The 24,672-nt window shown below is 72.6% G+C and carries 22 protein-coding genes; 6 read left to right on the top strand and 16 right to left on the bottom strand.

Annotated elements, in window-relative coordinates; translation table 11 throughout:
* Positions 1-376: 376 nt before the first annotated feature.
* On the top strand, positions 377-1,357 hold the full coding sequence (locus ACWGJ2_RS24590) for a transcriptional regulator (RefSeq protein ID WP_453348360.1): 981 nt from the start codon (positions 377-379) through the stop codon (positions 1,355-1,357).
* Between the two features lie 72 nt (positions 1,358-1,429).
* Here ACWGJ2_RS24590 and ACWGJ2_RS24585 read toward each other — a convergent pair whose 3' ends face one another.
* The gene (locus ACWGJ2_RS24585; RefSeq protein WP_453348359.1) at positions 1,430-2,716 is read right to left on the bottom strand and encodes an adenylosuccinate synthase; all 1,287 of its coding nucleotides are present in this window, start codon (positions 2,714-2,716) and stop codon (positions 1,430-1,432) included.
* A 197-nt stretch (positions 2,717-2,913) separates the two neighbouring features.
* On the opposite strand from ACWGJ2_RS24585, the gene ACWGJ2_RS24580 reads away from it, so the two are divergent.
* Positions 2,914-3,792, top strand: coding sequence for a diacylglycerol kinase (locus ACWGJ2_RS24580; protein ID WP_453348388.1), 879 nt, complete (start codon positions 2,914-2,916; stop codon positions 3,790-3,792).
* Positions 3,793-4,024: 232 nt separating this feature from the next.
* On the opposite strand, the gene ACWGJ2_RS24575 is transcribed toward ACWGJ2_RS24580, so the two are convergent.
* Positions 4,025-4,615, bottom strand: coding sequence for a GbsR/MarR family transcriptional regulator (locus ACWGJ2_RS24575; protein WP_453348358.1), 591 nt, complete (start codon positions 4,613-4,615; stop codon positions 4,025-4,027).
* 93 nt (positions 4,616-4,708) lie between these two features.
* Between ACWGJ2_RS24575 and ACWGJ2_RS24570 the strand changes: the two genes are divergently transcribed.
* The 3 genes from ACWGJ2_RS24570 (at position 4,709) to ACWGJ2_RS24560 (ending at position 8,089) form a co-directional block, all read left to right on the top strand.
* Positions 4,709-5,680 (top strand): ATP-binding cassette domain-containing protein, encoded by a 972-nt coding sequence (locus ACWGJ2_RS24570; protein WP_453348357.1) that lies wholly within the window; start codon positions 4,709-4,711, stop codon positions 5,678-5,680.
* A complete protein-coding gene (locus ACWGJ2_RS24565; RefSeq protein WP_453348356.1) occupies positions 5,677-7,380 on the top strand; it encodes an ABC transporter permease in 1,704 nt (567 codons plus the stop codon). The genes ACWGJ2_RS24570 and ACWGJ2_RS24565 overlap by 4 nt, the downstream gene beginning before the upstream one ends.
* Before the next feature lie 130 nt (positions 7,381-7,510).
* A complete protein-coding gene (locus tag ACWGJ2_RS24560) occupies positions 7,511-8,089 on the top strand; it encodes a Uma2 family endonuclease (protein ID WP_453348355.1) in 579 nt (192 codons plus the stop codon).
* A 53-nt stretch (positions 8,090-8,142) separates the two neighbouring features.
* On the opposite strand, the gene ACWGJ2_RS24555 is transcribed toward ACWGJ2_RS24560, so the two are convergent.
* The 13 genes from ACWGJ2_RS24555 to ACWGJ2_RS24495 all read right to left on the bottom strand — a co-directional run bounded on the left by ACWGJ2_RS24555 (position 8,143) and on the right by ACWGJ2_RS24495 (position 22,434).
* Positions 8,143-8,856, bottom strand: a complete 714-nt coding sequence (locus tag ACWGJ2_RS24555) for an alpha/beta hydrolase family protein (RefSeq protein ID WP_453348354.1) — start codon at positions 8,854-8,856, stop codon at positions 8,143-8,145.
* On the bottom strand, positions 8,853-10,139 hold the full coding sequence (locus tag ACWGJ2_RS24550; protein WP_453348353.1) for a kynureninase: 1,287 nt from the start codon (positions 10,137-10,139) through the stop codon (positions 8,853-8,855). Before ACWGJ2_RS24550 ends, ACWGJ2_RS24555 begins: the two co-directional genes overlap by 4 nt.
* The gene (locus tag ACWGJ2_RS24545) at positions 10,132-10,998 is read right to left on the bottom strand and encodes a tryptophan 2,3-dioxygenase family protein (protein WP_453348352.1); all 867 of its coding nucleotides are present in this window, start codon (positions 10,996-10,998) and stop codon (positions 10,132-10,134) included. The genes ACWGJ2_RS24550 and ACWGJ2_RS24545 overlap by 8 nt, the downstream gene beginning before the upstream one ends.
* Before the next feature lie 288 nt (positions 10,999-11,286).
* Positions 11,287-11,700 carry a DUF3151 domain-containing protein gene (locus tag ACWGJ2_RS24540; RefSeq protein WP_453348351.1) on the bottom strand — a complete coding sequence of 138 codons (414 nt, stop codon included), beginning with the start codon at positions 11,698-11,700 and terminating at the stop codon, positions 11,287-11,289.
* Positions 11,701-11,761: 61 nt separating this feature from the next.
* Positions 11,762-13,522, bottom strand: a complete 1,761-nt coding sequence (locus ACWGJ2_RS24535) for an MFS transporter (RefSeq protein WP_453348350.1) — start codon at positions 13,520-13,522, stop codon at positions 11,762-11,764.
* 155 nt (positions 13,523-13,677) lie between these two features.
* Positions 13,678-14,700 (bottom strand): class II fructose-bisphosphate aldolase, encoded by a 1,023-nt coding sequence (fbaA, locus tag ACWGJ2_RS24530; RefSeq protein ID WP_453348349.1) that lies wholly within the window; start codon positions 14,698-14,700, stop codon positions 13,678-13,680.
* A 210-nt stretch (positions 14,701-14,910) separates the two neighbouring features.
* Positions 14,911-15,477 carry a TetR/AcrR family transcriptional regulator gene (locus tag ACWGJ2_RS24525; RefSeq protein ID WP_453348348.1) on the bottom strand — a complete coding sequence of 189 codons (567 nt, stop codon included), beginning with the start codon at positions 15,475-15,477 and terminating at the stop codon, positions 14,911-14,913.
* A 136-nt stretch (positions 15,478-15,613) separates the two neighbouring features.
* Positions 15,614-16,177, bottom strand: a complete 564-nt coding sequence (pyrE, locus tag ACWGJ2_RS24520; protein WP_453348387.1) for an orotate phosphoribosyltransferase — start codon at positions 16,175-16,177, stop codon at positions 15,614-15,616.
* A 28-nt stretch (positions 16,178-16,205) separates the two neighbouring features.
* The gene (locus ACWGJ2_RS24515) at positions 16,206-17,024 is read right to left on the bottom strand and encodes an aldose epimerase family protein (protein WP_453348347.1); all 819 of its coding nucleotides are present in this window, start codon (positions 17,022-17,024) and stop codon (positions 16,206-16,208) included.
* Between the two features lie 1,330 nt (positions 17,025-18,354).
* Complete coding sequence (locus ACWGJ2_RS24510; RefSeq protein WP_453348346.1) at positions 18,355-19,353, bottom strand: hypothetical protein; 999 nt, start codon at positions 19,351-19,353, stop codon at positions 18,355-18,357.
* 100 nt (positions 19,354-19,453) lie between these two features.
* A complete protein-coding gene (locus ACWGJ2_RS24505; protein WP_453348345.1) occupies positions 19,454-21,202 on the bottom strand; it encodes a polyamine aminopropyltransferase in 1,749 nt (582 codons plus the stop codon).
* Positions 21,203-21,388: 186 nt separating this feature from the next.
* Positions 21,389-21,919 (bottom strand): DUF2617 family protein, encoded by a 531-nt coding sequence (locus ACWGJ2_RS24500; RefSeq protein WP_453348344.1) that lies wholly within the window; start codon positions 21,917-21,919, stop codon positions 21,389-21,391.
* Between the two features lie 245 nt (positions 21,920-22,164).
* Complete coding sequence (locus tag ACWGJ2_RS24495) at positions 22,165-22,434, bottom strand: hypothetical protein (RefSeq protein WP_453348343.1); 270 nt, start codon at positions 22,432-22,434, stop codon at positions 22,165-22,167.
* A gap of 347 nt (positions 22,435-22,781) precedes the next feature.
* Here ACWGJ2_RS24495 and ACWGJ2_RS24490 point away from each other — a divergent pair, with 347 nt between their 5' ends.
* Positions 22,782-23,948, top strand: coding sequence for a pyridoxal phosphate-dependent aminotransferase (locus tag ACWGJ2_RS24490; RefSeq protein WP_453348386.1), 1,167 nt, complete (start codon positions 22,782-22,784; stop codon positions 23,946-23,948).
* A 116-nt stretch (positions 23,949-24,064) separates the two neighbouring features.
* Here the strand turns inward: ACWGJ2_RS24490 and ACWGJ2_RS24485 are convergent, their stop codons facing one another.
* A complete protein-coding gene (locus ACWGJ2_RS24485; RefSeq protein ID WP_453348342.1) occupies positions 24,065-24,586 on the bottom strand; it encodes a YbjN domain-containing protein in 522 nt (173 codons plus the stop codon).
* Between the last annotated feature and the right edge of the window lie 86 nt (positions 24,587-24,672).

Here is a 24,672-nt window from a genome sequence, read left to right as displayed (position 1 = left end):
TGTGACGGCGCCCCTACCGTGGTGAGGTTTCGGATTCCGGCACTCCAGACCGGGGGCTCGGATGCGCGATCCGTTTTGGGACTCTCCTCGGGCCCGGCAGGTCATCGCCCGTCAGCACGTCGGGGCCCTGATCCAGCTCGCCCGCGAACACCATGGCATGCAGCAGTGCGAGCTGGCTGTCCGGATGGGCCGGTCCAAGTCCGCCCTCAGCCGTATGGAGCAACGCCGGGCCGTCTCCACGGACGAGCTGCGGCCCCTGGCCGTGGAGCTTTCCATCCCTGCGTGGGTAATTGGCGCGGTGCTGGGGCTCGTGTACCCACATGGTTCTAGGGTGGCCGGATCGCGTCCCGCGCCTGCGTCCCAGGAGGATGATCCGATGCGACGTCGCTCGCTCGTCACGGCCGCCGGCCTGAGCGTTCCCGCCTCTCTCGTCTCCCTGGACACGGCGTTCGCGGCCATGCCCTCGCCCAAGCAGCCGCCGAGCGGTGTTCCCCGGCAGCTCCGACGCGCCCAAGCCCTGTTCGACAGTGGGCGGCTAAAGCGGATGCCACAGGCGCTGGAGGAGCTGCTGGCCACTGCCGAGGCGGCGGCCGAGGACCGCACTCCGGCCGCCTGCGCGCAGGTGTCGCACTGCTACACCCTCGCCTCCCACTACCTGAGCAAGATCGCCCAGTACCGTCTCTCCGGACAAGCCGCCGATCGGGCCCGCACCTGGGCGAAACTCTCCGGCGACCCGCTGGCGGAAGGAGCATCGGCCAGGGCCCTGAGCATCGTCCTGCGCCACCAGGACCAGCCCCAGGACGCGGCACTGGTCACTCGGACAGCCCTGAACCGCATCGAGGCCACCGGTCTGCCCACCCCCCGACTCACCGCGATGTACGCGCAGATGCTGTGCACCGCGGCCTATACCGCGGCCCGTGCCGGGGACCGCGACGACGCGCACGAGCTGATCGCCGAGGCCAGGCGGAGCACACGTCGCCTGCCTGCCACCCCGCGCGAGGCGGCCACCATCACCCCGGCAGCTGTCGGCCTCTACGAAGTGGGCGTGCACTGGGCACTCCACGACGCCGGAGCGGCCGTCGAGGCAGGACAACGACTGCACCCCACACAGTTCCGCAGCCCGGAACGGCGCGGACGGCTCCACACCGACCTCGCCCGCGCCTGGTGGCAGTGGGGACGCCCTGAGCAGACCGCCGAGGCTCTGCTGTCCGCCGCCCGCGAGGCCCGGACCGAGGTACTCGGCCGCCCCTCCATCCGCCGCATCGCCGTGGACCTGGTGCGCCAGCACCCGCAAGCGCCCGGCGTGCGCGACCTCTCCTACCTGATCGGCGCCCGGTCCACCGCGCGCCATAGGTAAGAGGCGCGGCCCGCCGACGAGCCTCCGCGTGAGCGGGGCGCCCCTCGGCGGGCGGCCCGGTGTCAGCTCAGGTCAGCTCAGGAAGGAGTTGACCTGGATCGTCTCGTCGCGGCCAGGGCCGACGCCGATCGCGGAGATCGGGGCGCCGGACATCTCCTCCAGCGCCTTCACGTACGCCTGCGCGTTCTTCGGCAGGTCCGAGAAGGACTTCGCCTTGGTGATGTCCTCGGTCCAGCCCGGCAGGTACTCGTAGACGGGCTTCGCGTGGTGGAAGTCCGTCTGGCTGTACGGCAGTTCCTCGACGCGCTTGCCGTCGATCTCGTACGCGACGCAGACCGGGATCTGCTCCCAGCCCGTCAGCACGTCGAGCTTCGTCAGGAAGAAGTCGGTGAGGCCGTTGACGCGGGTCGCGTAGCGGGCGATCACGGCGTCGAACCAGCCGCAGCGGCGGTCGCGGCCCGTGGTGACCCCGCGCTCGCCGCCGATGCTGCGCAGCGCCTCGCCGTCGGCGTCGAACAGCTCGGTCGGGAAGGGGCCCGCGCCGACGCGCGTCGTGTACGCCTTCAGGATGCCGATCACGCGGCTGATCTTCGTCGGGCCCACGCCCGCGCCCGTGCAGGCGCCGCCCGCGGTCGGGTTCGAGGAGGTCACGAAGGGATACGTGCCGTGGTCGACGTCGAGCAGCGTGCCCTGGCCGCCCTCGAAGAGGACGACCTTGCCCTCGTCGATGGCGTCGTTGAGGAGCAGGGTGGTGTCGGCGACGTAGCCCTTGAGCGCGTCCGCGTAGCCGAGCATCTCCTCGACGACCTGCTCGGTGACGATGGCGCGGTGGTTGTAGAGCTTGGCGAGGACCTGGTTCTTGTACTCCAGGGCCGCCTCGACCTTCTGGTGCAGGATCGACTCGTCGAAGAGGTCCTGCACGCGGATGCCGGTGCGGTTGATCTTGTCGGCGTAGGTCGGGCCGATGCCGCGCCCCGTCGTGCCGATCTTGCGCTTCCCGAGGAAGCGTTCCGTCACCTTGTCGACGGTGATGTTGTACGGCGTGATCAGGTGCGCGTTACCGCTGATCAGCAGCTTGGACGTGTCGACGCCGCGCTCGTCGAGTCCGCTCAGCTCGGAGAGCAGGACCGACGGGTCGACGACGACTCCGTTGCCGATGACCGGGGTGCACCCCGGGGAGAGGATTCCGGAAGGGAGGAGGTGCAGCGCGTACTTCTGGTCGCCTACGACGACCGTGTGGCCGGCGTTGTTGCCGCCCTGGTAGCGCACCACATAGTCCACGGACCCACCGAGCAGATCGGTGGCCTTTCCCTTGCCTTCATCACCCCACTGAGCACCGAGCAGCACAAGTGCGGGCACAGGCGTACACCCCTTCCGGGCGGGGCATGTCCCACGTGCATGGCGCTTTTGCCATCGCAAGAGCCGTGGACCGGTGCCCCAGATAGAGGAAGCCCCTGGCGCAACAGCGACAGGGGCTCTTGCACCGAGAGGTTACCTGAGAGAGGAACAAGGTGTCGGCTCCAGACCCCGCGAGGGCTCCCGGCCCTCCCCTGCTCGTGGTCATCGACCCCGCCGCACGGCTGACGGACGGAGAGTCCGTGAGGATCGCGAGGGACGTGCTGTGTGCGGGTGCACCGGGTGTGAAGGTGTGCGTGCCGGACAACCCGGAGGAGATCGCGCGGGCCTTCGCGCGCAGGGGCGCGCGGCGTCCCGTGGTCATCGGTGACGACCTCGCGCTGCTGCGGGCGGTGCAGTTGCTGCACGGGGAGCGGAAGCTGAGCGAGTCGGTGCTCTCGGTGGTCCCCGTCGGCGCGGAGCCGAGCGTGGCGCTGACCCGCGCGCTGGGGGTGCCGCCGGACGCGGTGGGCGCGGCGCGGGCCGCGCTGGGCGGGGCCGAGCAGTGGCTCGATCTGCTGGTGGACGACAGCGGGGGCGTCGTGCTGGGCGGCCTGCGCATCCCGGGCACGGACGGCGTGGGCGGGGCGCGAGGGGCGCGTGGTGCGGGCGGTGCGCGTGGCACGGGCGGCGCGGGCGGCGCGGTCCCGTCCGACGGTGACGGCGGCGGCCCGGCGGACTCGCCCTGGCGCCGCGCCTGCCGCAGCCTCGCGCGTACGGTCCTGGCCCCCCAGCCGGGCGCGGTCACGGGCCGCGTGCCCGCGCAGCGGCTCCGGGTGGAGGCGGACGGTGAGCTGCTCGCCGACTGGGACCGGCCCGTCGAGGAGGTGTCCGTCTCGACGGACGACGGCGGCATGGCGGAGGTGACGGTGCGCGAGCGCGCGGTGTCCGCGCCGGTACGGGCCAGGGCGCGGGCCGTGACCGTCGCGGGGCCCGAATTCCGCTACCGCGCGGGGTGCGCGGAACGGGGGCCCGTGCGGGGTACCCGGACGTGGACGGTGGTGCCGTCCGCGCTGCGGCTGATGGTGCCCATGCGTTGAGGGGGCGGGGTTCGCCGAGGGGGCGAAGGGGGCGGGGCGGAGGCGTCAGCGGCCGTCGGCTCCGGTGCCGCCGTGCCGCCCCCTTCGCCCTCGCCCTCGCGCCCACGCTCGCCCCGACGGACCGCTGCGCCGCCTCCCGCACCGTACGGCGATCGTCTCGCGCTCACGCCCGCGCCCACGCCCGCGCCCGACGGACCCCGCGCACGCGCCCGCCCGACGTGCCCTCGACGGGTCAGACCGGGCCGCCGGGCCCGCCCCGGCCGGTCTCCCGCTCGGCCTCGCGCTCGGCCTCGCGCTCAGCTTCCCGCTCCGCGCGCTGCTTGAGCCAGCGCTCCCGCAGACCGTTCATCTCCTCCGCCACGAAGTCCAGGAACTCCAGGCTCTCCTCGATGCGGCGCCCCGCCGCGCTGTCCGCGCCGACCGCGTCGACCCCGGTGCGGAGCGTGGCGGTCCAGCGGTGCAGCAGGGTGTCGCGGCTGGTGATCGCCTCGAACCAGACGTCGTGGTGGACGCGGTAGCGCTCGCGCCGTGAGCCCGGCTCGCGCTCGCGGCTGACCATGCGGACCTGGGACAGATAGCGGACGGCGCCCGAGATGGCCGCCGGGCTGACCCGGAGGCGCTCGGCGAGCTGCGCCGAGGACAGCGCACCCTCGTCCGAGGCGAGCAGACAGGCGAAGACCCGGGACGACATGCGCTGCATACCGGCCTCGGTGAGGTCGGCGGCGAAGCGCTCGACGAACGGGGAGACGGCGCTCTCGTAGTGCCGCTCCGAGGCGGGCTCCTCGTGCTCGGCGGGCCCCTGCCGTCGTCGCTCTCGCGTCACCGTTCCAGCTTCTCCCTGCTCAGCTCACGTACGGGAAGACTCTAACGCTTCCTTAACTTCACAAGTTTGTGAAATAAGCGTAGCTTCCAAAACATGAACACGGCCACAGCCATCTCCGTATCCGGCCTCGTGAAGACCTTCGGCCGGACCCGCGCGCTGGACGGTCTCGACCTGGAGGTCGGAACCGGCGAGGTGCACGGCTTCCTCGGGCCGAACGGCGCCGGGAAATCCACCACCATCCGCGTCCTGCTCGGCCTGCTGCGCGCGGACACCGGCAGCGCGCGCCTGCTGGGCCAGGACCCCTGGGACGACGCCGTCGAGCTGCACCGGCGCCTCGCCTACGTGCCCGGAGACGTCGAACTCTGGCCGAACCTCACCGGCGGCGAGGCCATCGACCTGCTCGCGCGCCTGCGCGGGGGCATCGACAAGGGGCGCAGGGACGAACTCATCGAGCGGTTCGACCTCGACCCGACGAAGAAGGGCCGCACGTACTCGAAGGGCAACAGGCAGAAGGTCGCCATCGTCGCCGCGCTGGCCTCGGACGCGGAGCTGCTGCTCCTCGACGAGCCGACGGCGGGGCTCGACCCGCTCATGGAGGTGATCTTCCAGGACGTCATCTTCCAGGCGAAGGACGCCGGGAAGACGGTGCTGCTCTCCAGCCACATCCTGGCCCAGGTCGAGAAGCTCTGCGACCGCGTCAGCATCATCCGGCTGGGCAGGACCGTCCAGTCAGGGACGCTCAGCGAGATGCGGCACCTGACCCGTACGACGATCGAGGCGGAGACCGAGCGCCCCGTCACCGGGCTGCGCGAGCTGCCCGGCGTCCACAACCTGCGGACGGACGAGGGGCGCGTGCACTTCGCCGTCGACGGGGCGCACCTGGACGGCGCCGTACGCCACCTCACCGGGCTCGGCCTGCGCAGCCTCACCAGCCACCCGCCCACCCTCGAAGAGCTGATGCTGCGGCACTACGGCGACGAGCTGGCCGCGAACGGCCACCGTGCCGGTGCCGGTGCCGGTGCCGACGCCGACGCCGGAGCCGGGACCGGAGAGGCCGCGTCATGAGCACCGAGACCCCCACCGGCGCCGGGCCGGGAGCGGGCGCCGGAACCGGCACCGCGACCCCGGCCCGGCCGCACACCTCGGGCGACGGCCGTACCGGACGCCACGCGCTCGCGGGCACCGGCACCCTGCTGCGCTTCGGACTGCGCCGCGACCGCGTCCGCACCCCCGTCTGGATCCTCGCCCTGTTCCTGGGCACCCTGACCTCGACCAGCAAGTTCGAGCAGCTCTACTCCGGCGGCGCCGACCGCGCCACCGTCGCCAGGACCATGGACAGCCCCGCCGGGCTCGCCATGACGGGCCCGCGCCACTACCTCGACGACTACAACTTCGGCTCCATGCTCGGCCACCAGATGATGGGCTTCACCGGAGTCCTCGTCGGCCTGATGAGCGTGCTCATCGTGGTGCGGCACACCCGCGCCGAGGAGGAGACGGGACGCGCCGAACTGGTGCGTTCCGGTGTCGTCGGACGGCACGCCTCGCTGACCTCGGCACTGGCCCTCGCCGTCCTCGCCAACCTCGGGCTCGCCCTGCTGCTGGGCGTCGGCCTCCCCGGGCTCGGCATGGACGGGGTGACCACGGGCGGCTCGCTGCTCTACGGGGCCGCGCACGCCGCGATCGGGATCTTCTTCGCGGCTGTCGCCTGCGTCACCGCGCAGATCACCGGGCACACGCGGGGCGCCTCCGGCATGGCCATGGCCGTCATCGGGGCCGCTTACGTGCTGCGCGCGGCCGGTGACGTCGGCACCGACGCGCTCTCCTGGCTCTCCCCCATCGGCTGGGCGCAGCGCACCTACCCCTACGTCGACAACAGCTGGTGGCCGCTGCTCCTGGCACTCGGCGCCGCGGCCGTCGTCACGGCCACGGCGTACGTGCTCAGCACCCGGCGCGACGTGGGCGCCGGGCTGCGCGCCCAGAAGCAGGGCGCCTCGGCCGCCTCCGCCGCACTGGTGCGCCCGCTCGGCTTCGCGCTGCGGCTCCAGCGGGGCACGATGGCGGGCTTCGGCGCCGCGCTGCTCGTGCTGGGCGCGATGTACGGGTCGATCCTCGGCGACGTCGAGGACATGCTCAAGGACGTCGACGCGATGGACAAGGCGCTCGCGCAGGCGGGCGGCGCCTCGTTCACGGACTCCTTCGCCTCCATCGTCATGATCGTCAACGCGATCCTGGCCGCCGTGTACGTCGTCATGGCAACGCTCAGGCCCCGCGCCGAGGAGAGTGCGGGCCGCGCCGAACCCCTGCTGGCCACGGGCCTCTCGCGCACCCGCTGGGCGGGCAGCCACCTCGTCATCGCCGTCGTCGGCGGCACGGCGGCGCTGCTCCTGGCCGGACTCGGCTTCGGCCTCGCGGGCGCGGCCTCGACGGGGGACGGCGCGCTGGTCGCGAAGCTGGCGGGCGCCGCGCTGGCCTACGCGCCCGCGCTGTGGGTCACGGCGGGCCTGGCCACGCTGCTCTTCGGCTGGCTGCCGCGGGCGACGGCCGCGGTGTGGCTCGTGCCGGTCTACGCGTTCGTCGTCGGCTACCTCGGCCAGATCCTCCAGTTCCCCGCCTGGATGAACAACCTCTCCCCCTTCGGCCACATCCCCCAGCTCCCCGCCCACGACCTGGAGTGGACCCCGCTGCTGATCCTGACGGCCGTGGCAGCGGCCCTGTTCGCGCTCGGCCTGGCGGGCTTCCGCAGGAGGGATCTGGAGACGAAGTAGGGCCTCCTGGGGCGCCCGGACCGGCCCTGTCCGTACCTCCGTTCACTCGCACAGGTGAACGGAGGTACGGACAGGGCCGTTCGGCGTGCGGGACGCGCCACACTGGCCATCACCTGGAAGGGGATGCACCATGACGGTCATGGCCGAGCGCACTTCTCTGATGTCAGTGGCGGACTTCGAGCAGATCGCCGCCGCCGCGCCCGAGACCGTCACGTTGGAGTTCATCGGCGGACGGATCGGGGAGAAGGCCGTGCCCGACGGCGATCACGGACGCGTCATCCAGTGGCTGACCCGCGTCTGCATGCAGCACAGGCCCGAGCTGTGGCTCGACTCCCAGCAGGGGCTGCGGATCGAGACGTACCGCGACGGGCGGGCCCGCCCCGACGGGAGCCTCGTGCCCGCCGACGCCTTCGCGGGGCACGGCGAGTGGGCCGACCCCGCGCCCGTGCTGATGGCGGTGGAGGTGACCTCCTACGACTCGGGCACAGATCTGCGAGACCGCGTGGAGAAGCCCCGCGCCTACGCGGAGAGCGGCATCCCCGTCTATCTCCTCGTCGACCGGGAAAGCGGCGAGACCGTCGTGCACAGCGAGCCGGACGGGGTGCGCTACGAGCGCACGGCGCGCGTCCCCTTCGGCAAGAGCGTCGAGCTGCCCGGACCGGTGGGGATCGTCCTCGACACCGAGCCGCTGAAGAACTGGGTCCGCTGAGGGGCCCGGTCGGCCCGGCGCCCCCGCATGGTGCGTACGGGGGCGCGGGGCCGTCACTTCAAGGTGTCCAGCAGGACGTCGAAGGCCGCCGTTCGTGGGGTGAACGGCGCGAAGTGGCCGACGCCGGGGAGCAGGTGGAGGCGGGTGCCCCAGTCGTTGGCGTAGCGGCGGGACAGTTCCAGCGGGACGTCCTTGTCGGCCGTGCCGTGCAGGATCTCCACCGCGACGCGGGGCAGCAGCTTCATCGGGTCGGCCTCGTACAGCCGTCCCGCCACCAGGTCGGGGCCGCCGAGGAACTCGGCGACCGCGCCGTCGCTCAGGCCGAGCTGGTGGGCGCGCCCCAGGTCGGCGACCGGGGAGACGGCCACGATGCGGCCCGCCGCGCGCTCCCTCCTGGCCGCGGCCCACAGCGCCAGTTGACCGCCGGCGGAGTGCCCGAGCAGCACATCGGGCGGTGACCCGAGATGCTCCAGTGCCGCGTCCACGTCCTCGGCGGTCGTCGGCCAGCCGCCGCCACCTCCCACGCGCCGGTACTCGACCAGCTCCACCCGCATCCCGCGCCCCGCCAACGCGGCGGCGAAGGGGGACAGATGGGCGCGGTCGTACCGTTCGCGCCAGAAGCCGCCGTGCAGGACCGTGATCCGCGGTCCTGGTGCCCCCACCCCATAGAAATCGATGACCTGCGAAGGATGCTCGCCGTACCGTTCGACGCGCTCCGGCTCCACCGGTTCCAGTGAGAGCAGAGCCTTGAATTCCTCGTCGCTCACCCCGTCACCCCCGTCACCTCCCCCAGGACGCGAGCCGCGCGCTCGACGTCCGCGAACGAAGTGTAGAGCGGGGTGAAGCCGAAGCGGAGTACGCCGGGACGCCGGAAATCCCCCACTATTCCCCGCGCGATCAGGGCTTCCATCGCCTGGCCCGCGTCCACTCCGTCCTCGCACAGCAGCGACACCTGGCTGCCGCGCCGCCCGTGCGCCTCCGGGGTGAGGGAGCGCGTGCGCCCCTCCGGTACGTAGGCGCGCACGCAGCGCAGGAAGAAGTCCGTGAGGGCGAGGCTCTTGGCGCGCACGGCCGTCAGCTCGACGCCCTCCCACACGCCCAGCGCCTCCTCCAGCGCCAGCAGCGACAGGATGTCGGGCGTGCCGACGCGCCCCCTCGCCGCGCCCTCTGCGGGGCGGTAACCGGCGGACATGGCGAACGGGTCCGCGTGCGAGTTCCAGCCCGGAAGGGGCGAGTCGAAGCGCGGCTGGAGCGCGCGGCGCACGTACAGGTACGCGGGCGAACCAGGCCCTCCGTTGAGGTACTTGTACGTGCAGCCGACGGCCAGATCGGCGCCCGAGGCGTCGAGGTCCACGGGTAGTGCGCCCGCGCTGTGGCACAGGTCCCACACGACGCGGGCCCCCGCGCGGTGGACGGCGGCCGTGATGCCGGGCAGATCGTTCAGCTCGCCGGTGCGGTAGTCCACATGGTTGACGAGGGCCACCGCGGTCGTCGGGCCCGCCTCGGCCGCCATGTCCGCCGGGGCGACGGCACGGACCGTAGCGCCCGTCATCCGCGCGGCCGACTCGGCGATGTATCCGTCGGTGGGGAACGTCGTCGCGTCGACGAGGACTTCGGTACGGGCCGGTCCGCTGCCGCCCTCGCCCGCGCCGCCCTCGCCGTCGCCGTCGTTCTGGGCCATGCGGACCGCGGCGACGACCGCCTTGAACACATTGACACTGGTCGAGTCCCCGGCGACGACCTGCCCCCCGGCGGCGCCGATGAGCGGGGCGATCAGATCGCCGACGCGCTCGGGCGCCGTCCACCAGCCCGACTCTTGCCAGGAGCGGATGCGCAGCCGCCCCCACTCGCGCTCCACCACGTCCGCGAGCCTGCCGGGCACGGAACGGGGGAGGGCGCCCAGCGAGTTGCCGTCGAGATAGACGGTGTCGTCCAGCACGAAGTCCTTGCGCTTGGCGGCCAGCACGTCCTCGGCGTCCAGCGCCGCCGCCTCCGCCGCCAGCGGGCCGCGCCCCTCCGCGATACCACCGTGACCACCGCGCTCAGACATGGCTGCGCGCCGTCCACAGCTCGGGGAAGACGTTCTTCGCCGCGCGCTTCTCCAGCCAGGCGACCCCGGCCGAGCCGCCGGTGCCCGTCTTGGCGCCCATGGCGCGGCGCGTGGCCACGAGGTGGTCGTTGCGCCATCGCCACACCAGCTCGGCGACCTCGGTCAACGCCTCGCCCAGCCGGAGCAGTTCCCCCGCCTCGTCCCTGCCCCGGCCGCTGTCGTCCGACGCCGCGTAGACGCGGGCCCACACGGCCTCGACGGCCGGGTCGGGCTCGTAGCGCCGGGAGACGTCGCGCTCCAGGACGTCGGCCGGTATGTCCTCGCCACGGCGGGCGAGGAAGCGCAGCACCTCGTCGTAGAGGCTCGGCTCGTACAGCGACTTCTCCAGCTCGCCGTGCACGCGGGGCGCGCCCTGGTGCGGTACGAGCATGGACGCCGACTTCTCGCCGAGCAGGAACTCCATGCGCCGGTACATCGCCGACTGGAAGCCGGAGCCCTCACCGAGCGCGGAGCGGTACGCGTTGAACTGCGCGGGGGTGAGATGGGCCAAGGGTTCCCAGGAGGCGTTGAGCGCCTGGAGTTCGTAGGTGGAGCGCTTCAGCGCGGCCAGCGCGCCCGGCACGTCGTCGGCGCGCAGCCGGTCGGCCGCGGTGCGCCACTCGTGCACGATGACGGTGAACCACAGCTCCATGACCTGGGTCGTGACGAGGAAGACCATCTCGCCCGGATCGTCGGAAAGTGGGTGCTGGAGGTGGGTGAGGACGTCCGCCTGGACGTAGTCCTCGTACGGGGTGGTGCCTTCGAAGTCCAGGTTCGGTTCGGCCGAACCGGTCTCCGGGGCATCGGGTCGGTGCGACATCGCTGTCTCCTCGACGCAAGCTGCCGGGTAGCGGTCCGCCCCTCCTGTCGTCTCGACGGTTTCGGAGCCCCGGTCCCCTCGGACCCGGCCCACGACCTGCGCTTGCGCGGCCTGCGGGCGGGCCCACAGGAATCATGGGCAATGCCCCGCGCAGGGGCAAGGCCCGCCCGGATCTCCGCCCGGACGGGCCCTGTGGCGTTCGCCACCACGTGCTGCCTGGTGTGCTTTTGGCGCCTGTGGCGCCTGCGGCTCCCCCGTGCCGTGGCTCCCCCGTGCCGCCGCTCCCCGTCAGGACAGGGTGGAGGCCGCGGTCGGCGAGCTCTCCTTCAGGAAGGTCCAGCAGCGCTCGTACTCCTCCTGCTCGCCGATGGCCTGCGCGGCGCGCGCGAGCGCGTGCAGCGCCCGCAGGAACCCGCGGTTCGGCTCGTGCTCGAACGGCACGGGGCCATGGCCCTTCCAGCCGTTGCGGCGCAGCGCGTCGAGGCCACGGTGGTACCCGGTGCGGGCGTACGCGTAGGACTCGACGACCCGGCCGCCCTCGAAGGCGTCGTCGGCGAGCTGCGCCCACGCCAGCGAGGAGGTCGGGTACTTCGCGGCGACCTCGGCCGGGGCCGTCCCGGAAGCGAGCAGCTCGCGCGGCTCGGGGTCGTCGGGGAGATGGGTCGGGGGCGGTCCCCCGAGAAGGTTCTCGTGAATGGACATGGTCCCCAGTCTGCCTTCCCCCGAGATGTCGGGCACGGGCGGAGCCGCCCCAGGGCCGGGGTTACGGGGAGGGCGGCGCGGAGGGCCGTTCCGGGCCCGGTCGGGGGCCCGGTCGCGGGTCCGGATCCGGGTCCGCGTTCCCGGGGTCGAGCGGGGGTGCGGCGACGCCGCAGTGGTACGTGCTCTCGGGCCGGCACCGCCGCTCCCCAGCACCGGCACCGTCACCGGCCCCCGTGCCAGCGCCCGCGCCGGTGCCCGTCCCGGCCGCCTCGCGCCCCGCACCGTCCCGCGCTTCCGGCGCACCGGACGCATCCGGCGCGGGCGGCACATCCCGCGCGTCCCGCAGCACGTCGGCGCGCACCGTCGCCCAGGCCAGCGCGGCGGCGCAGACCAGGAGCCCCGCGCACAGGGGCATCGCGCGCCGGAACGTCGCCGCGAACTCGTCGGCCGAGCGGTACGCCTCCGGCCCCATCCCCGCCAGCAGCGGCAGCGCCGCGACGGCCACCAGACCGGCCGCGCGGGCGGCGGCGTTGTTGATGCCGCTGGCCAGCCCGGCGCGGGCCACGTCGACCGAGGCGAGCACGGTCGCGGTGAGCGGCGCCACGAGCGCGACCATGCCGCAGCCCAGCACGACGAGCGCGGGCAGCACGTCCGTCACGTAGTCGGCCTCCGGCCCCACCCGCATCATCAGCAGCATCCCCGCCGCGCACAGCAGCGGCCCGACGGTGAGCGGAACGCGCGGCCCGATCCGCTGCCCCAGCTCGCCGGAGCGCGCGGACAGCAGCAGCATCAGCACGGTGGTGGGCAGCAGCGCGGTGCCCGCCTGGAGCGCGGAGTAGCCCGCGACGGTCTGGAGCTGGAGCACGGAGAGGAAGAAGAAGCCGCCGAAGGCCGCGTAGACGCACACGGTGACGGCGTTGACCGCGGAGAACTGGCGCGACGCGAAGATCGCGAGCGGCATCATCGGCTCCGCCGTACGCCGCTCCCACCGCAGGAACACCGCGCCCAGCACGAGTCCGACGGCAGCGGGCACCAGCACGCCGGGGGAGGCGCCCCGGTCGGGCGCGGCGATCAGCGCGTACGTCACCGCGCCCAGCGCGAGCGCCGCCAGCGCCGCGCCCGTCGCGTCGAACCGGCCGCGCGCCGCCGGATCCCTGGACTCCGGTACGTGGCGCAGCGCGACGGGGACGCAGAGCGCGGCGAGCGGGATGTTGAGCAGGAACACCCAGCGCCAGCCGGGCCCGTCGACCAGCCAGCCGCCGATGAACGGGCCGACGGCGGAGGCCACCCCACCGAGCCCCGACCACGCGCCCACGGCGCGCGCCCGCTGGTCGGGCGCGAAGGTGGCCTGGAGCAGCGCGAGGGAGCCGGGCGTGAGCAGGGCGCCGCCGATGCCCTGGAGCGCGCGAGCCGCGATCAGCACCTCCGAGCTGGGCGCGAGCCCGCACAGCAGCGAAGCCGCCGCGAACCACACCACCCCCACCACGAACACGCGGCGCCGCCCGTACCGGTCCCCGAGCGCCCCGCCCAGCAGGATCAGGCCCGCGAGGGTGAGCATGTAGGCGTTGACCGTCCACTGGAGCACGGCCATGCCGGCGTCGAGGTCGCGGCCGATGCGGGGAAGGGCGACGTTGACGACGGTGCTGTCGAGCATCGCCATACCCGAGCCCAGCACGGCGACGAACAGCACCCAGCGGCCGGGGCCGCCGCCCAGGGAGAGGGTGCCGGGTGCGGCGTGTTCCGCTGACGTCTCCGGGTGCGCGGACGTGGCCGGTTCCGCTGATGTCGCCGGTTGCTCGGGGTCGCGTGGCGGATCACTCATACGGGGATCCTGCCCGCGCCCGGCGCCTCCCGCCACAGCGCGGACGCGACGCGTTCCGCGCCGGAGGCCCGGGGAACGCCGAGGGCCCGGCCCCTCCGAGGAGGGAGCCGGGCCCGTCGTCAGCGCGTCAGCGCGAACACGTCAGTCGCGACGCGTCACTTCAGCTTGGTGCCCGCCGAGCGCAGGTTGCCGCACGCCTGCTGCACGCGCTCGGCCATGCCCTTCTCGGCCGCCTTGCCCCAGCTCCGCGGGTCGTAGAACTTCTTGTTGCCGACCTCGCCGTCCACCTTCAGCACACCGTCGTAGTTGCTGAACATGTGGTCGGCGACGGGCCGCGTGAAGGCGTACTGGGTGTCGGTGTCGAGGTTCATCTTCACGACGCCGTTCTCCAGCGCGGTGGCGATCTCCTGCTCCGTGGAGCCGGAGCCGCCGTGGAAGACGAAGTCGAACGGGCTCTGCTTGCCGAACTTCGCGCCCACGCCCTCCTGAAGGTCCTTCAGCAGCTCGGGACGGAGCACGACGTTGCCCGGCTTGTAGACGCCGTGCACGTTGCCGAACGAGGCGGCCAGCAGATAGCGGCCCTTCTCGCCCAGGCCCAAGGCCTCGGCGGTGCGCAGGGCGTCGTCCACGGTCGTGTACAGCTCGTCGTTGATCTCGTGGGTGACGCCGTCCTCCTCGCCGCCGGTCGGGGTGATCTCGACCTCAAGGATGATCTTGGCCGCTGCGGCCAGGGCCAGCAGCTCCTCGCCGATCTCCAGGTTGTCCTTGAGGTTCTCGGCCGACCCGTCCCACATGTGGGACTGGAAGAGGGGGTTCTGACCGGCGTCGACGCGCTCCTTGGAGAGGGCGAGCAGCGGCCGGACGTAGCCGTCGAGCTTGTCCTTCGGGCAGTGGTCGGTGTGCAGCGCGACGTTGACCGGGTACTTCTTCGCGACGATGTGCGCGAACTCGGCCAGCGCGACCGCGCCGCTCACCATGTCCTTGCTGTACTGGCCGCCCAGGAACTCCGCACCGCCGGTGGAGATCTGGATGATGCCGTCGCTCTCCGCCTCGGCGAAGCCGCGCAGCGCCGCGTGCAGGGTCTGCGTCGAGGTGACATTGATGGCGGGGTAGGCAAACTTGCCCACCTTTGCCCTGTCGAGCATCTCGGTGTAGACCTCGGGGGTTGCGATGGGCATCTGTCCGCTCCTTGGGGTGTGCGAGTGCGGTATCGGCTCTGTTCAGCTCAACGGATCGACGTCATCGTCGCCCCCATCTTCCCAGACGAACCCGGATGCTCCAGCCCTCTGCTTCACGGGTTCACGAGCCCACGAGCCCGCCGCGGATGGTTTCACGTGGAACATTCGCCTCTCCCCCTCCGGGCCGGGCCCAGAAGGGCTCAGAAGGGCTCAGAAGGCGGTGAGGGCCGTCTCCGCGATGGCGCTCAGCGCGCTCTCGTCCGCGCCGCTGCGGGCGCTGACCCTCATCCCGCTGACCGTGGCGAGGACGAAGAGCGCGAGCCCGTGCGGATCCTTGCCCCCGTCGATCTCGCCCGCGCGCCGGGCCGACTCGAACATCGCTCGCAGCCCGGCCACGCGCCGCTCATGGCCCTCGCGCAGCAGCCGCGCGATCTCCTCGTCGCGGTCGGCGAGTTCGACGGCCGTGTTGACGAGGAGACAGCCGCGGGCGGCCGTCAGCCGCGCCGAGTCCAGCAGCACACGGACCTTCTCGCGCGCGGGAAGGTCCTCCCGCGCCATCAGCTCACGCTGCTCGGCGCACAGCCGCTCCGTGTAGCGGACGAGGGTGCGCCGGAAGAGGTCGTGCTTGCTGCGGAAGGTGTTGTAGATGCTGCTGCGGCCCAGGCCCGTGGCCTCGCACAGGTCCTGGGTGGAGGTCGCCTCGTACCCGGTGGCCCGGAACGCCTCCAGCGCGGCGTCGACCGCGCGGTCCTCGTCGAAGTTCCTGGGCCGGGGCATGTGCGGCACGCTAGCAGTTTTGAATCGGACGGTACATAACACGGTGCGGAAAACGGCCCCCGGGCGGTGCGCGGGGGCCGGGTCCCGGACCAGCGCGCGGGGCGCGCAGGGCGCCCAAGGGCGCTCGGGGCGCCGCTCAGGCCAGGCCGAGGTCCTTGAGGTCGTACGCGTGCACATACGTCAGCCCCTCGCGCTCCATCGCCGACGCGGCACCGCGCTCGACGATCGTCGCGACGGCCACGACCTCGGCGCCCGCCTCACGCGCGGCCTCGACGGCGGTGAGCGGCGAGTTCCCCGTCGTCGAGGTGTCCTCCACGATCAGCACCCGGCGGCCCGCGATGTCCGGGCCCTCGATGCGGCGCTGGAGACCGTGGGCCTTGCCCGCCTTGCGCACGACGAAAGCGTCCAGCTTCCGGCCGCGCGCGGCGGCGGCGTGCAGCATCGAGGTGGCGACCGGGTCGGCGCCCAGCGTCAGGCCGCCCACCGCGTCGAAGTCCAGGTGCGCCGTGGCGTCCAGCATCACCTGGCCCGTGAGCGGGGCCGCCTCGCCGTCGAGGGTGATCCGGCGCAGGTCGATGTAGAAGTCGGCCTCCTGCCCGGAGGAAAGGGTGACCTTGCCGTGCACCACGGCCTTGTCCTTGATCTGACGCAGCAGCTTGGCGCGTACGTCGTCGCGTACGCCGTCGCTGTCGGGGCTCATGCTCATGGGATACGAGCCTATGCGAGCGCTAGGCCGGCTTGCGCCAGGTCCACGTCGTGGAGACCTCCAGCGGATCGATGAGGGTCACCAGACGCGGGTGCGTGTTCAGCCCGTTGGGCGGCCCCGACTGCGGCTCGACGCAGACGGCCTCCGGCTGCTCGTCGTAGACCACGGCCCACTCCGCCCTGCTGGAGACGTTCAGCTCCAGCTCCTCCGGCCAGGTCAGGGTCACGTCGACGCCGTCCGGCATCCCGAAGCAGTCGTCCCACGGGCCCGGGCGGGGCTCGATCCGCTTGCCCGTCGGGATGTGGTCCTCGCCGCGCTCCTCCTGCCACTCGGCGGTGAAGTCGATACGGACGTCCTGGCCGCCGTCGCTCAGCCTGCGCAGGAACCACGGGTGCCAGCCCGCTTGCGCGGGGAACGAATCCTGAAGCGTCTCCACGCCCAGCGTCAGCGTGACCCCGCCGCCGTCCTCCGCCAGCTCCACGACCTGGGTGATCCGGCCCTCCCAGGGCCACGGGTCCGTGAGGTCGTACGTGAACGCGGCGCTGCGTTCGTCGGTGCGGACGGTGCGCCAGGCGGCGTGCCTGACGGTGCCGTGGATGGCGTGCGGGCCGCTGCTGACCGGCAACTGATACAGATCACCGCCGCTGCGGAAGCGCCCCTGATCGGTACGCCCGCACCAGGGCGCCATCACGAACGAGCCGTACTTGTCGCCCTGCCGCAGCAGCTCTGTGCCGGCGACCTTCAGCGAAGCCAGGCGGCATCCGTGTCCGGGCTCGACGGTGAGCTCGGCGTCGGCGGCGCGGAGGGTGACGCCGTCGGCGGGGGTGGAGGAATGCGTCATACGCCGACCCTACGCAGGGTTTCCCCTTCACGGGGCTGCACCCCCTCACGGGGTACAAGGTTGACCGCCACACGGGGCCCCCGCCTCCCGTAGGGGTGCGCCTATCCGGGTGCCCCCTTCACGGGGGTGTTGCGCGGGACGGTCGGCCGGTGTGGTGGGTGCCGCAGGGTCCCGCGCTGATTTTTGCGCCGCGTCACGGGGTGCGGGGCGCTGCGCTGGGCGGTGCGTTGTGTTCCGGGTGCGGGTGGGTGGCTTCGGCGCGGCGTATGGACCGGTACGACGCGGCTGGCGCCGCGTGATTCTTGGCTTGTGCCGGTGGTCGTGTGGGGTTGCTGTGTGGTGGGGGTCGGTGCCGCGCCGGGGTGTCTCCTCGGGCGGCGACAAGTGCGGGTCGGCTTTTCGGCTGCCTGTACATACTCGTCGCCACCACTTGCGGGGACACCCCACCACGTCCCCTCCCACCCGGTGACCAACTAACGGCCGGTGCCCCCTGCGGTTGTCCCCATGCTGTGTGCCCGCACCTTGCGGTACGGGCCCAGCGCTGCCACGGGAAGCCGAAGGCGACGGCTCCCCCACTGTTGTGGGCAATCGTCCCGCAAGGCGAGGGGGCACCTCCCAGCGGTAGCTGGGGGAGGGTGGGCACAACCCGTGCCACCGGGCCGCGGCACGCGAACGAACCCCCAGGGGGCAATCGGGTAGGCGCCCCCTGCCAAGGGGGTGTTGCGCGGGACGGTTGGCCCGGGGAGTGGGGACCGTAGGTCCCGCGCTGGTTGTTGTGCCGCCGCACGGCAAGGAGGCGCACCCCGCGAAGGGGGGTGGGCATTGGCCCACCCCGGGGGGAGGTGGGCCACCGGCGGGACGGGGACGCGGTGGGGTGTCCCCGCAGGTCGAGACGAACGACGGCAGAAAGCCGAAAACGAAAGCTTCACGCCGAGGAGACACCCCACCGCGGCACCGGACACCCCCCACCCACGCGCCCACAACCCCAACGGAAACCCGGAATCACGCGGCGCAAGCCGCAACGCACCGCACCACACGCCGCGCCGAAGCCACGCAGCCGCACCCGGCAACGAAACCCCAAGACGCACCCAGGCGCACCCCACCGGGCGACGACGCCAAAACTGTTGTGGGCAATCGTCCCGCTGGCGGGACGGGTGGGCACAACCCGTGCCACCGGCCCGCAACACGCGCACGCACCCCCAAGAGGCACCAGGGAAGGCGCACCCCTACGAGAAACGGGCACCCCGTGTGGCCTTCACCGCGCACCCCGTGAAGGGGGGCAACCGGTGAAGGGGGAACCCTGCGTTTCCTTGCGCACCCCGCGAAGGGGTTAGCGGCGGCGGCGCAGGGCTCGGCCGATGACCACCGCGCCCGCGACCACGACCGCCGCAGCGGGCGCCGCCCACCGCAGAGTCGCCGTAGCCGCAGCGGGCTCAGGCGCCGGCACGGGCGCGTACCGCCCACGCGGCGGCGCGTGATCGACCTCCTCCGCGCTGCGCCCGATCATCGTGCGGCGCGCATGCGCCGCCTCCGCGGTCGCCGGATCGGCCCCGTCGACCCCGTCCTCCTCGTCGTCCTCGAGCGGATCGAGCGACGGCGGCGGCACGTCCGTCTCGAAGACACTGGCGCGCTCACCGCCCCGTACCTCGTGCGCGTCGTCCCCCGCCTCGCCGGACGCCTCGTCCTCAGCACCGGACGACGCCTCCGCGTCCCCCGTCTCGGGCCCGGGGATGCCCGGAATGGCACGCTCGTTGTCGTCGGGCTCGCCGATGCCCCCCGCGACCTCGGCCACCTCCGCACCGGAACCCGCACCCGCGTCCGCGCCCTCGGGCGCCCGCTCACGGATGCTCTCGGCGAGCGCGGCCCCGAAGCGGTCCAGCAGCCGCTGCCCGGCCGAGGTCACCGTCTTCTCCTCGAACTCCGCGAGGCGGCCCGCGCTCTCTTCCGCGGTCACCGTGCCCGAGCACACCAGCCGGGTGCCCTCGGCGTCCTCGGACGGGCGGGGCACGACGGTCAGGGACAGCGCGACGGAGCCGTCCCCCCGCGCCTCGCTCCCGGTGCCCTCGGCCGTGAAGCCGTCGCCCGTGGGCACGAGGGTCAGGCGGCCCCGGTACGTGATGCTGGAGCCGCCGATGCGGACGCGCAGCCTGCCCTCGACCACCTCGCCACCCGCGCCGGAGGCCGCGGGCGCCGCGCCACCGGAGCCGGAACCCGACGCCCCGGACGCGTCCAGTTGCAGACCCGGTACGCAGCCCGCCACGCGCTCCCTCTCGGCGAGCGCCGCACGGACCGAACCGACGGAAAACGGAACGTACACCTCATGCTCCATGGGGCGGAGCCTACCCATCACGCCCCGTACGTGTGAGCGGTCATCCACTTTCCGCCGCGCGCCGTTCCGTCTCCCGCGCGACGGGCCCGCACGGCTCGCCTCACTCCAGGTAGCGCGGACGCATCAGCGAGGACGGGGGAAGCCCCGTGATCCGGCCGCGCTCGGCACGGGCCCGCGCCTCGCGGAAATCGCTCGCGGTCAGTGACCGGGACCTGGGCGCGCCGGACCCGGCACCCCGCCCCCTCTCCGCACCGGCACCCGCACCCGCACCCGCCCCGGACTGGGCGCGCACGGGCAGCGCCCCCTCGTCGTCGCCGTCGCCGCTGCCGTCACCGTCGTCACCCCCGCCCCGCGAGGCCAGCACGTAGCCCCAGTCCCGCGGCTGCTCACCCCGCTCCCCGGCACCGCCCCCGCCGTGCACCGAGCGGTCCGGCCCGGAGGTGAAGCCGGAGAGCCTGCCGTCCACCACGTACGGCGAGGTCCGCAGGCCGACCGCGCGCATCGTCGACTCGACGGTCCAGTAGTCGCGGGGCCGCTCGCCGGGCGCTCCGGCGTGGACGGCGAGGCGTCCGCTCCGGGCCAGGGCGCGCGAGGCGAGGCCGTAGAACTCCTGGGAGTAGAGCTTCGTGCTGGGCGAGATCGCGGGATCGGGCAGATCGGAGACGATCACGTCGTACGGCAGCGCGTCCGGCTTCCGGGCGTGCGCGCGCAGCCACTGGAACGCGTCGCCGCTCTCCAGCTTCACGCGCGGATCGCGGTGCGCGTCCGCGTTCAGCCGCCGCAGTCCCGGGTCCGTGCGGCCGAGCCGGGTGACCTCCGGGTCCAGTTCGACGACGGTCACCTCGCGCACCCCCGCGTACCGCAGCACCTCGCGCAACGCCAGCCCGTCGCCGCCGCCGAGGATCAGGACGCGGGCGCGGGGCCCGTCCGCCATGGCGGGGTGGACCAGGCCCTCGTGGAAGCGGGACTCGTCGGCCGAGGAGACGCGCAGCCGCCCGTCGAGGAACAGTTCGAGGTGCTCGCCGTCGCGGCCCGGTGGCGCGGGCTCCGTGCTGCCGGTGAGGACCAGTTCCTGTACGTCGCTGCGGAGTGCGACGCGCACGTCCCCGCCGTACACCGCGTCGCGCGCGGCGCGTTCGAACGCGACGGTGAAGGACATGCAGGCCGCGAGGAAGAGGACGACGGCCGCGCTCATGACGCCCGTGCCCCAGCGGGCGCGGGCGCTCAGATCGTGCCGGAAGAGCCAGAGCACCACCACGCCGCCCGCGAGCACGTTGACCACCCCCGTCAGGAGTGCGCCGGTCAACTGGCCGAAGAACGGCAGGAGGAGGAAGGGGAAGGTGAGGCCGCCGACGAGCGCGCCGACGTAGTCGGCGGCGAAGAGATCGGCCACGGCGCCGCCCGCGTCCTGCTGTCTGATGCGCTGGATGAGCGTCATCAGCAGGGGCATCTCGGCGCCGATGAGCAGACCGATCGCGAACGAGAAGACGACCAGCGCGATCCGCGCCTCACCGGCCCACGCGAAGCTCGCGTACAGCGCCATCGCGGAGCAGCCGCCCACGAGCGCGAGCAGCGCCTCGACGACGCCGAATCCGACGGCGGCACGGCAGCGCAGCCGCTTGGCGACGAGCGAGCCGACCCCCATCGCGAAGACCATCACCGAGAGCACGACGGACGCCTGCGTGACCGAATCGCCCGCCAAATAGGAGGCCAGTGCGACGAGTTCGAGTTCGTAGACGAGCCCGCAGGCGGCGCAGACGAAGACTGAGCCGAGCACGAGACCGCGCCCGAGCCCCGCTGGTACGGGCAGCCTCGCGTGCTCAGGGTGGCTGAAGGGGCGGTCGATCATGCCGTGAACGCTACGTGACGGAATTAGCACACCCGGTCACCCACAAGGGTGCTCTCGCAGGCCGAAACTCGAGGCGAGTCGCGCGAACGGAGCGCGCTCGGTGTTGTGCCCGGGGCGCACTCGGGGCGTGCTCAGAGCGCGCTCAGGGCGGACCCAAGGCCGGCTCAGGACGTGCTCAAGGCCGGCTCAGGCCATTGCCGCCGCCCCTTCGCGCGTGCGCGCCCCCACCCGGGTCCGGGTGGAGACCAGCCGCCCCTCCTGGGGATACGAGTGCCAGGTACGCCAGTGCACTTGCCCGCCGTGACGCTGCACCAGCAGCGCCGTGAAGGCGTGCGGGGCGCCGGGGAAGGTACCGGCGAGGCCGTTGGGGTGGTCGGCGACGAGCGCGAGCAACTCCTGCGCGCGCCCCGCGAACGAGCCGGTGGAGAGCGTCTCGACGCGCGCCGCGAACTCGTACTCCCACTCCCCGAAGCGCTTCGAGACGCCGAGCGGCAGCGGTGTGCTGCTGCCCGGCATGCAGGCGACGGTCTCGGAGCAGGTGCCCTTCTCCTCGTCGAGCAACACCTGATGGGAGGCTCCGAGCAGGCGCAACTGGACGCGTGCGCCGGTGAGTTCGAGATCGAGCGAGGCCAGGGCCGGGAGCGGCTCGCGCCCCAGCGCCCAGGCCAGGTCGCCCGCGCGGGTATCTGTGTAAGGGGTCTGGAGAGTGGTGAGCATGGGTCGGCTCCGCAAGCACGCAGTGGAGGGTGGGCCGGCCCACCCCTCGACAAGGGACCAGGGGACATTCGTTCGCCGGCCTGTGCCCACGTCAGGGTCCGGGATACGGATTCACCGAATCATGGAATGCGCGGCGCCTACAGCGTTTTTACCCATCTTCGCCGGGTTTCCATCCCCCCGGGGGCCGGACAGGTCAGTTGTTCAACCCCAAAGCACCCCACGGGGGGACGGAGAGACCATACGTCTCAGGAGCCACCGCCCCCGCCACCGCCACCGCAGCCACCGCCACCGCCGCCACCACCGCCGCAGGAGGAGCTGCTGCCGCAGGACGAACCGCCTCCGCAGCCGCCGTTGTTGCCGCCGCTGTCACCGGCCCACCAGCCGCCGCCTCCGCCCGCCGCGGCACCGCCCGACCTGCGGCCCCTGCCGTTTCCGGCGCTCGACCCCTTGGCGATGGCGGCAATGACCGCGATCAGCACCGCCACCAGCAGAACGACCATCAGTAGCTTGACCATGTGCGGTTCCCCCTTTGTGCTGACTGTTCTGACTGCTCTGAGTGTTCTGAGTTCCCAAGTCCTCTTCCGCACCGAGGTGTTGTCGTTCGTCGTGCCGGTCGTACGGATGTACCGCGGGTTGTGCGGCCCGCTCCGGCACGCCCCGTCGGCGCGTGGACGGGCTCCTGCCCCGGAGCGCGGGAGTCAAAAGCCGAGTTGAGGAAGACCAGAGCTTCGCGGAGGATGACGCCATGACATCCGCTGCCGCTGAGGGAACCCCCGGGCCCGGCCGAGACCGCGCCCCCGGGCGAGGACGTCCGCTGCTCAACCGCAGGCTGTCCGAGTTCGGCACGACGATCTTCGCCGAGATGTCGGCCCTCGCCGTACGGACCGGCGCCATCAACCTCGGCCAGGGCTTCCCCGACACGGACGGCCCCGAGGAGGTCAGGGAGGCTGCCGTACGGGCACTGCGCGACGGGCGCGGCAACCAGTACCCGCCGGGTCCCGGCATCCCCGAGCTGCGCGAGGCGGTGGCCGCGCACCAGGCGCACTGGTACGGACACCTCGGCCTCTCCTACGACCCGGAGCGCGAGGTCCTGATCACCGCGGGCGCGACGGAGGCCATCGCCGCCTCGCTGCTGGCGCTCGTCGAGCCCGGCGACGAGGTGATCGCGCTGGAGCCGTACTACGACTCGTACGCCGCCTCCATCGCCATGGCGGGCGGCACCCGCGTGCCGGTCACGCTGCGCCCCCGGGCGGCGGAAGCGGAAGCAGAAGCGGAGCCCGACGCCGACGGTGGCGGCGGCGGTGCGTACCGGCTGGACCTGGACGAGCTGCGCGACGCGGTCACCGACCGCACGCGCCTCATCCTGCTCAACACCCCGCACAACCCCACCGGCACCGTCCTCACCCGCGACGAGCTGGCCGCGATCGCCGAACTGTGCGTCGAGCGCGATCTGCTGGCGGTCACCGACGAGGTCTACGAACACCTCGTCTTCGAGGGCGCGCATCTCCCCCTCGCCTCGTTCCCCGGCATGCGCGAGCGCACCGTCACGATCGGCTCGGCGGGCAAGACCTTCTCCTTCACGGGCTGGAAGGTGGGCTGGGTGACGGCGCCGCCCGAGCTGGTCACGGCCGTCCGCTCCGCGAAGCAGTACCTCACCTACGTGTCGGCCGGGCCCTTCCAGTACGCGGTGGCCGAGGCCCTGCGGCTGCCCGACAGCTACTTCACGGGGCTGCGCGACGATCTGCGCGCGAAGCGGGACCTGCTGGCGAAGGGCCTCAGCGCCGCCGGGTTCACCGTCTTCCGGCCCGCGGGCACGTACTTCATCACCACCGACATCCGGCCGCTCGGGGCCGGTTCGGGCATCGACTTCTGCCTCGCGCTGCCCGAACGCTGCGGCGTGGTGGCCGTCCCCACGCAGGTCTTCTACGACCACCAGTCCGAGGGCGCGCCCTTCGTCCGCTTCGCCTTCTGCAAGCGCGCGGACGTCCTGGAGGAGGCGGCGGCCCGCCTCGCGCGGCTGACGTCCTGACGGGCGCCGGTCACCACGCCCATGAGAAAGCCCTCGCCGCGACGGCCGTAGAGCCGTCGCGGCGAGGGCGGGCGGGGGCGCCCGATGGCCTTGGTCCCGGCCATCGCGTGGCGCGACTACTCTCCCTCCGGCGGAGAGTCCGCGTCCTTCTCCAGGCCGAACTGCTCGACGAGCCACTTGTCGAACTCGATCGAGGCCCGCACCCAGCTCACCGTGCTGGACACGAAGTGCTCCAGCGAGACGCCGGTGCCGATCAGCATCTGCGCCTCGCCGATGAGGCGGACCGTGCCGTCGTCGTGCGTGTGGCTGTAGACCTTCGGCCACAGGGTGCGACGGTTCCAGTCGTCGATGGCCTCCAGCAGCTTCGGCTTGTCCTCGATGGAGTGCGGACGGTCGTAGAACGTGCGCACGGAGAAGACCTGCTGCTCCTCCTCTCCCCGGAACATGAAGTAGGTGCGGAATTCCTCCCACGGCGCCGCGAGGTCACCCTCGTCGTCGACGACGTACTTCAGCTCCATCTGCTCCAGGAGCTGCTTCACCAGGTCCTGGTCGGGGATGACAGGGCCGCTCGGGGCGGACTCCTGCGGTTCTGGCTCCTGGCCCCCGAAATTCGGAATCGAGGACGGGTCGATGCTCACCGTGGTTTTCCCTTCGTACGGATTCCGCCATCCTCCCCCATCCCGGGCCCGTCATGGCAAGCCCGTGGCCGGGCCGCACGGCGAGA

Source organism: Streptomyces sp. NPDC054796, assembly GCF_053611545.1.
The sequence above is the reverse complement of the archived record's forward strand: the minus strand, read 5'-3'. Positions and strand labels throughout refer to the sequence as shown.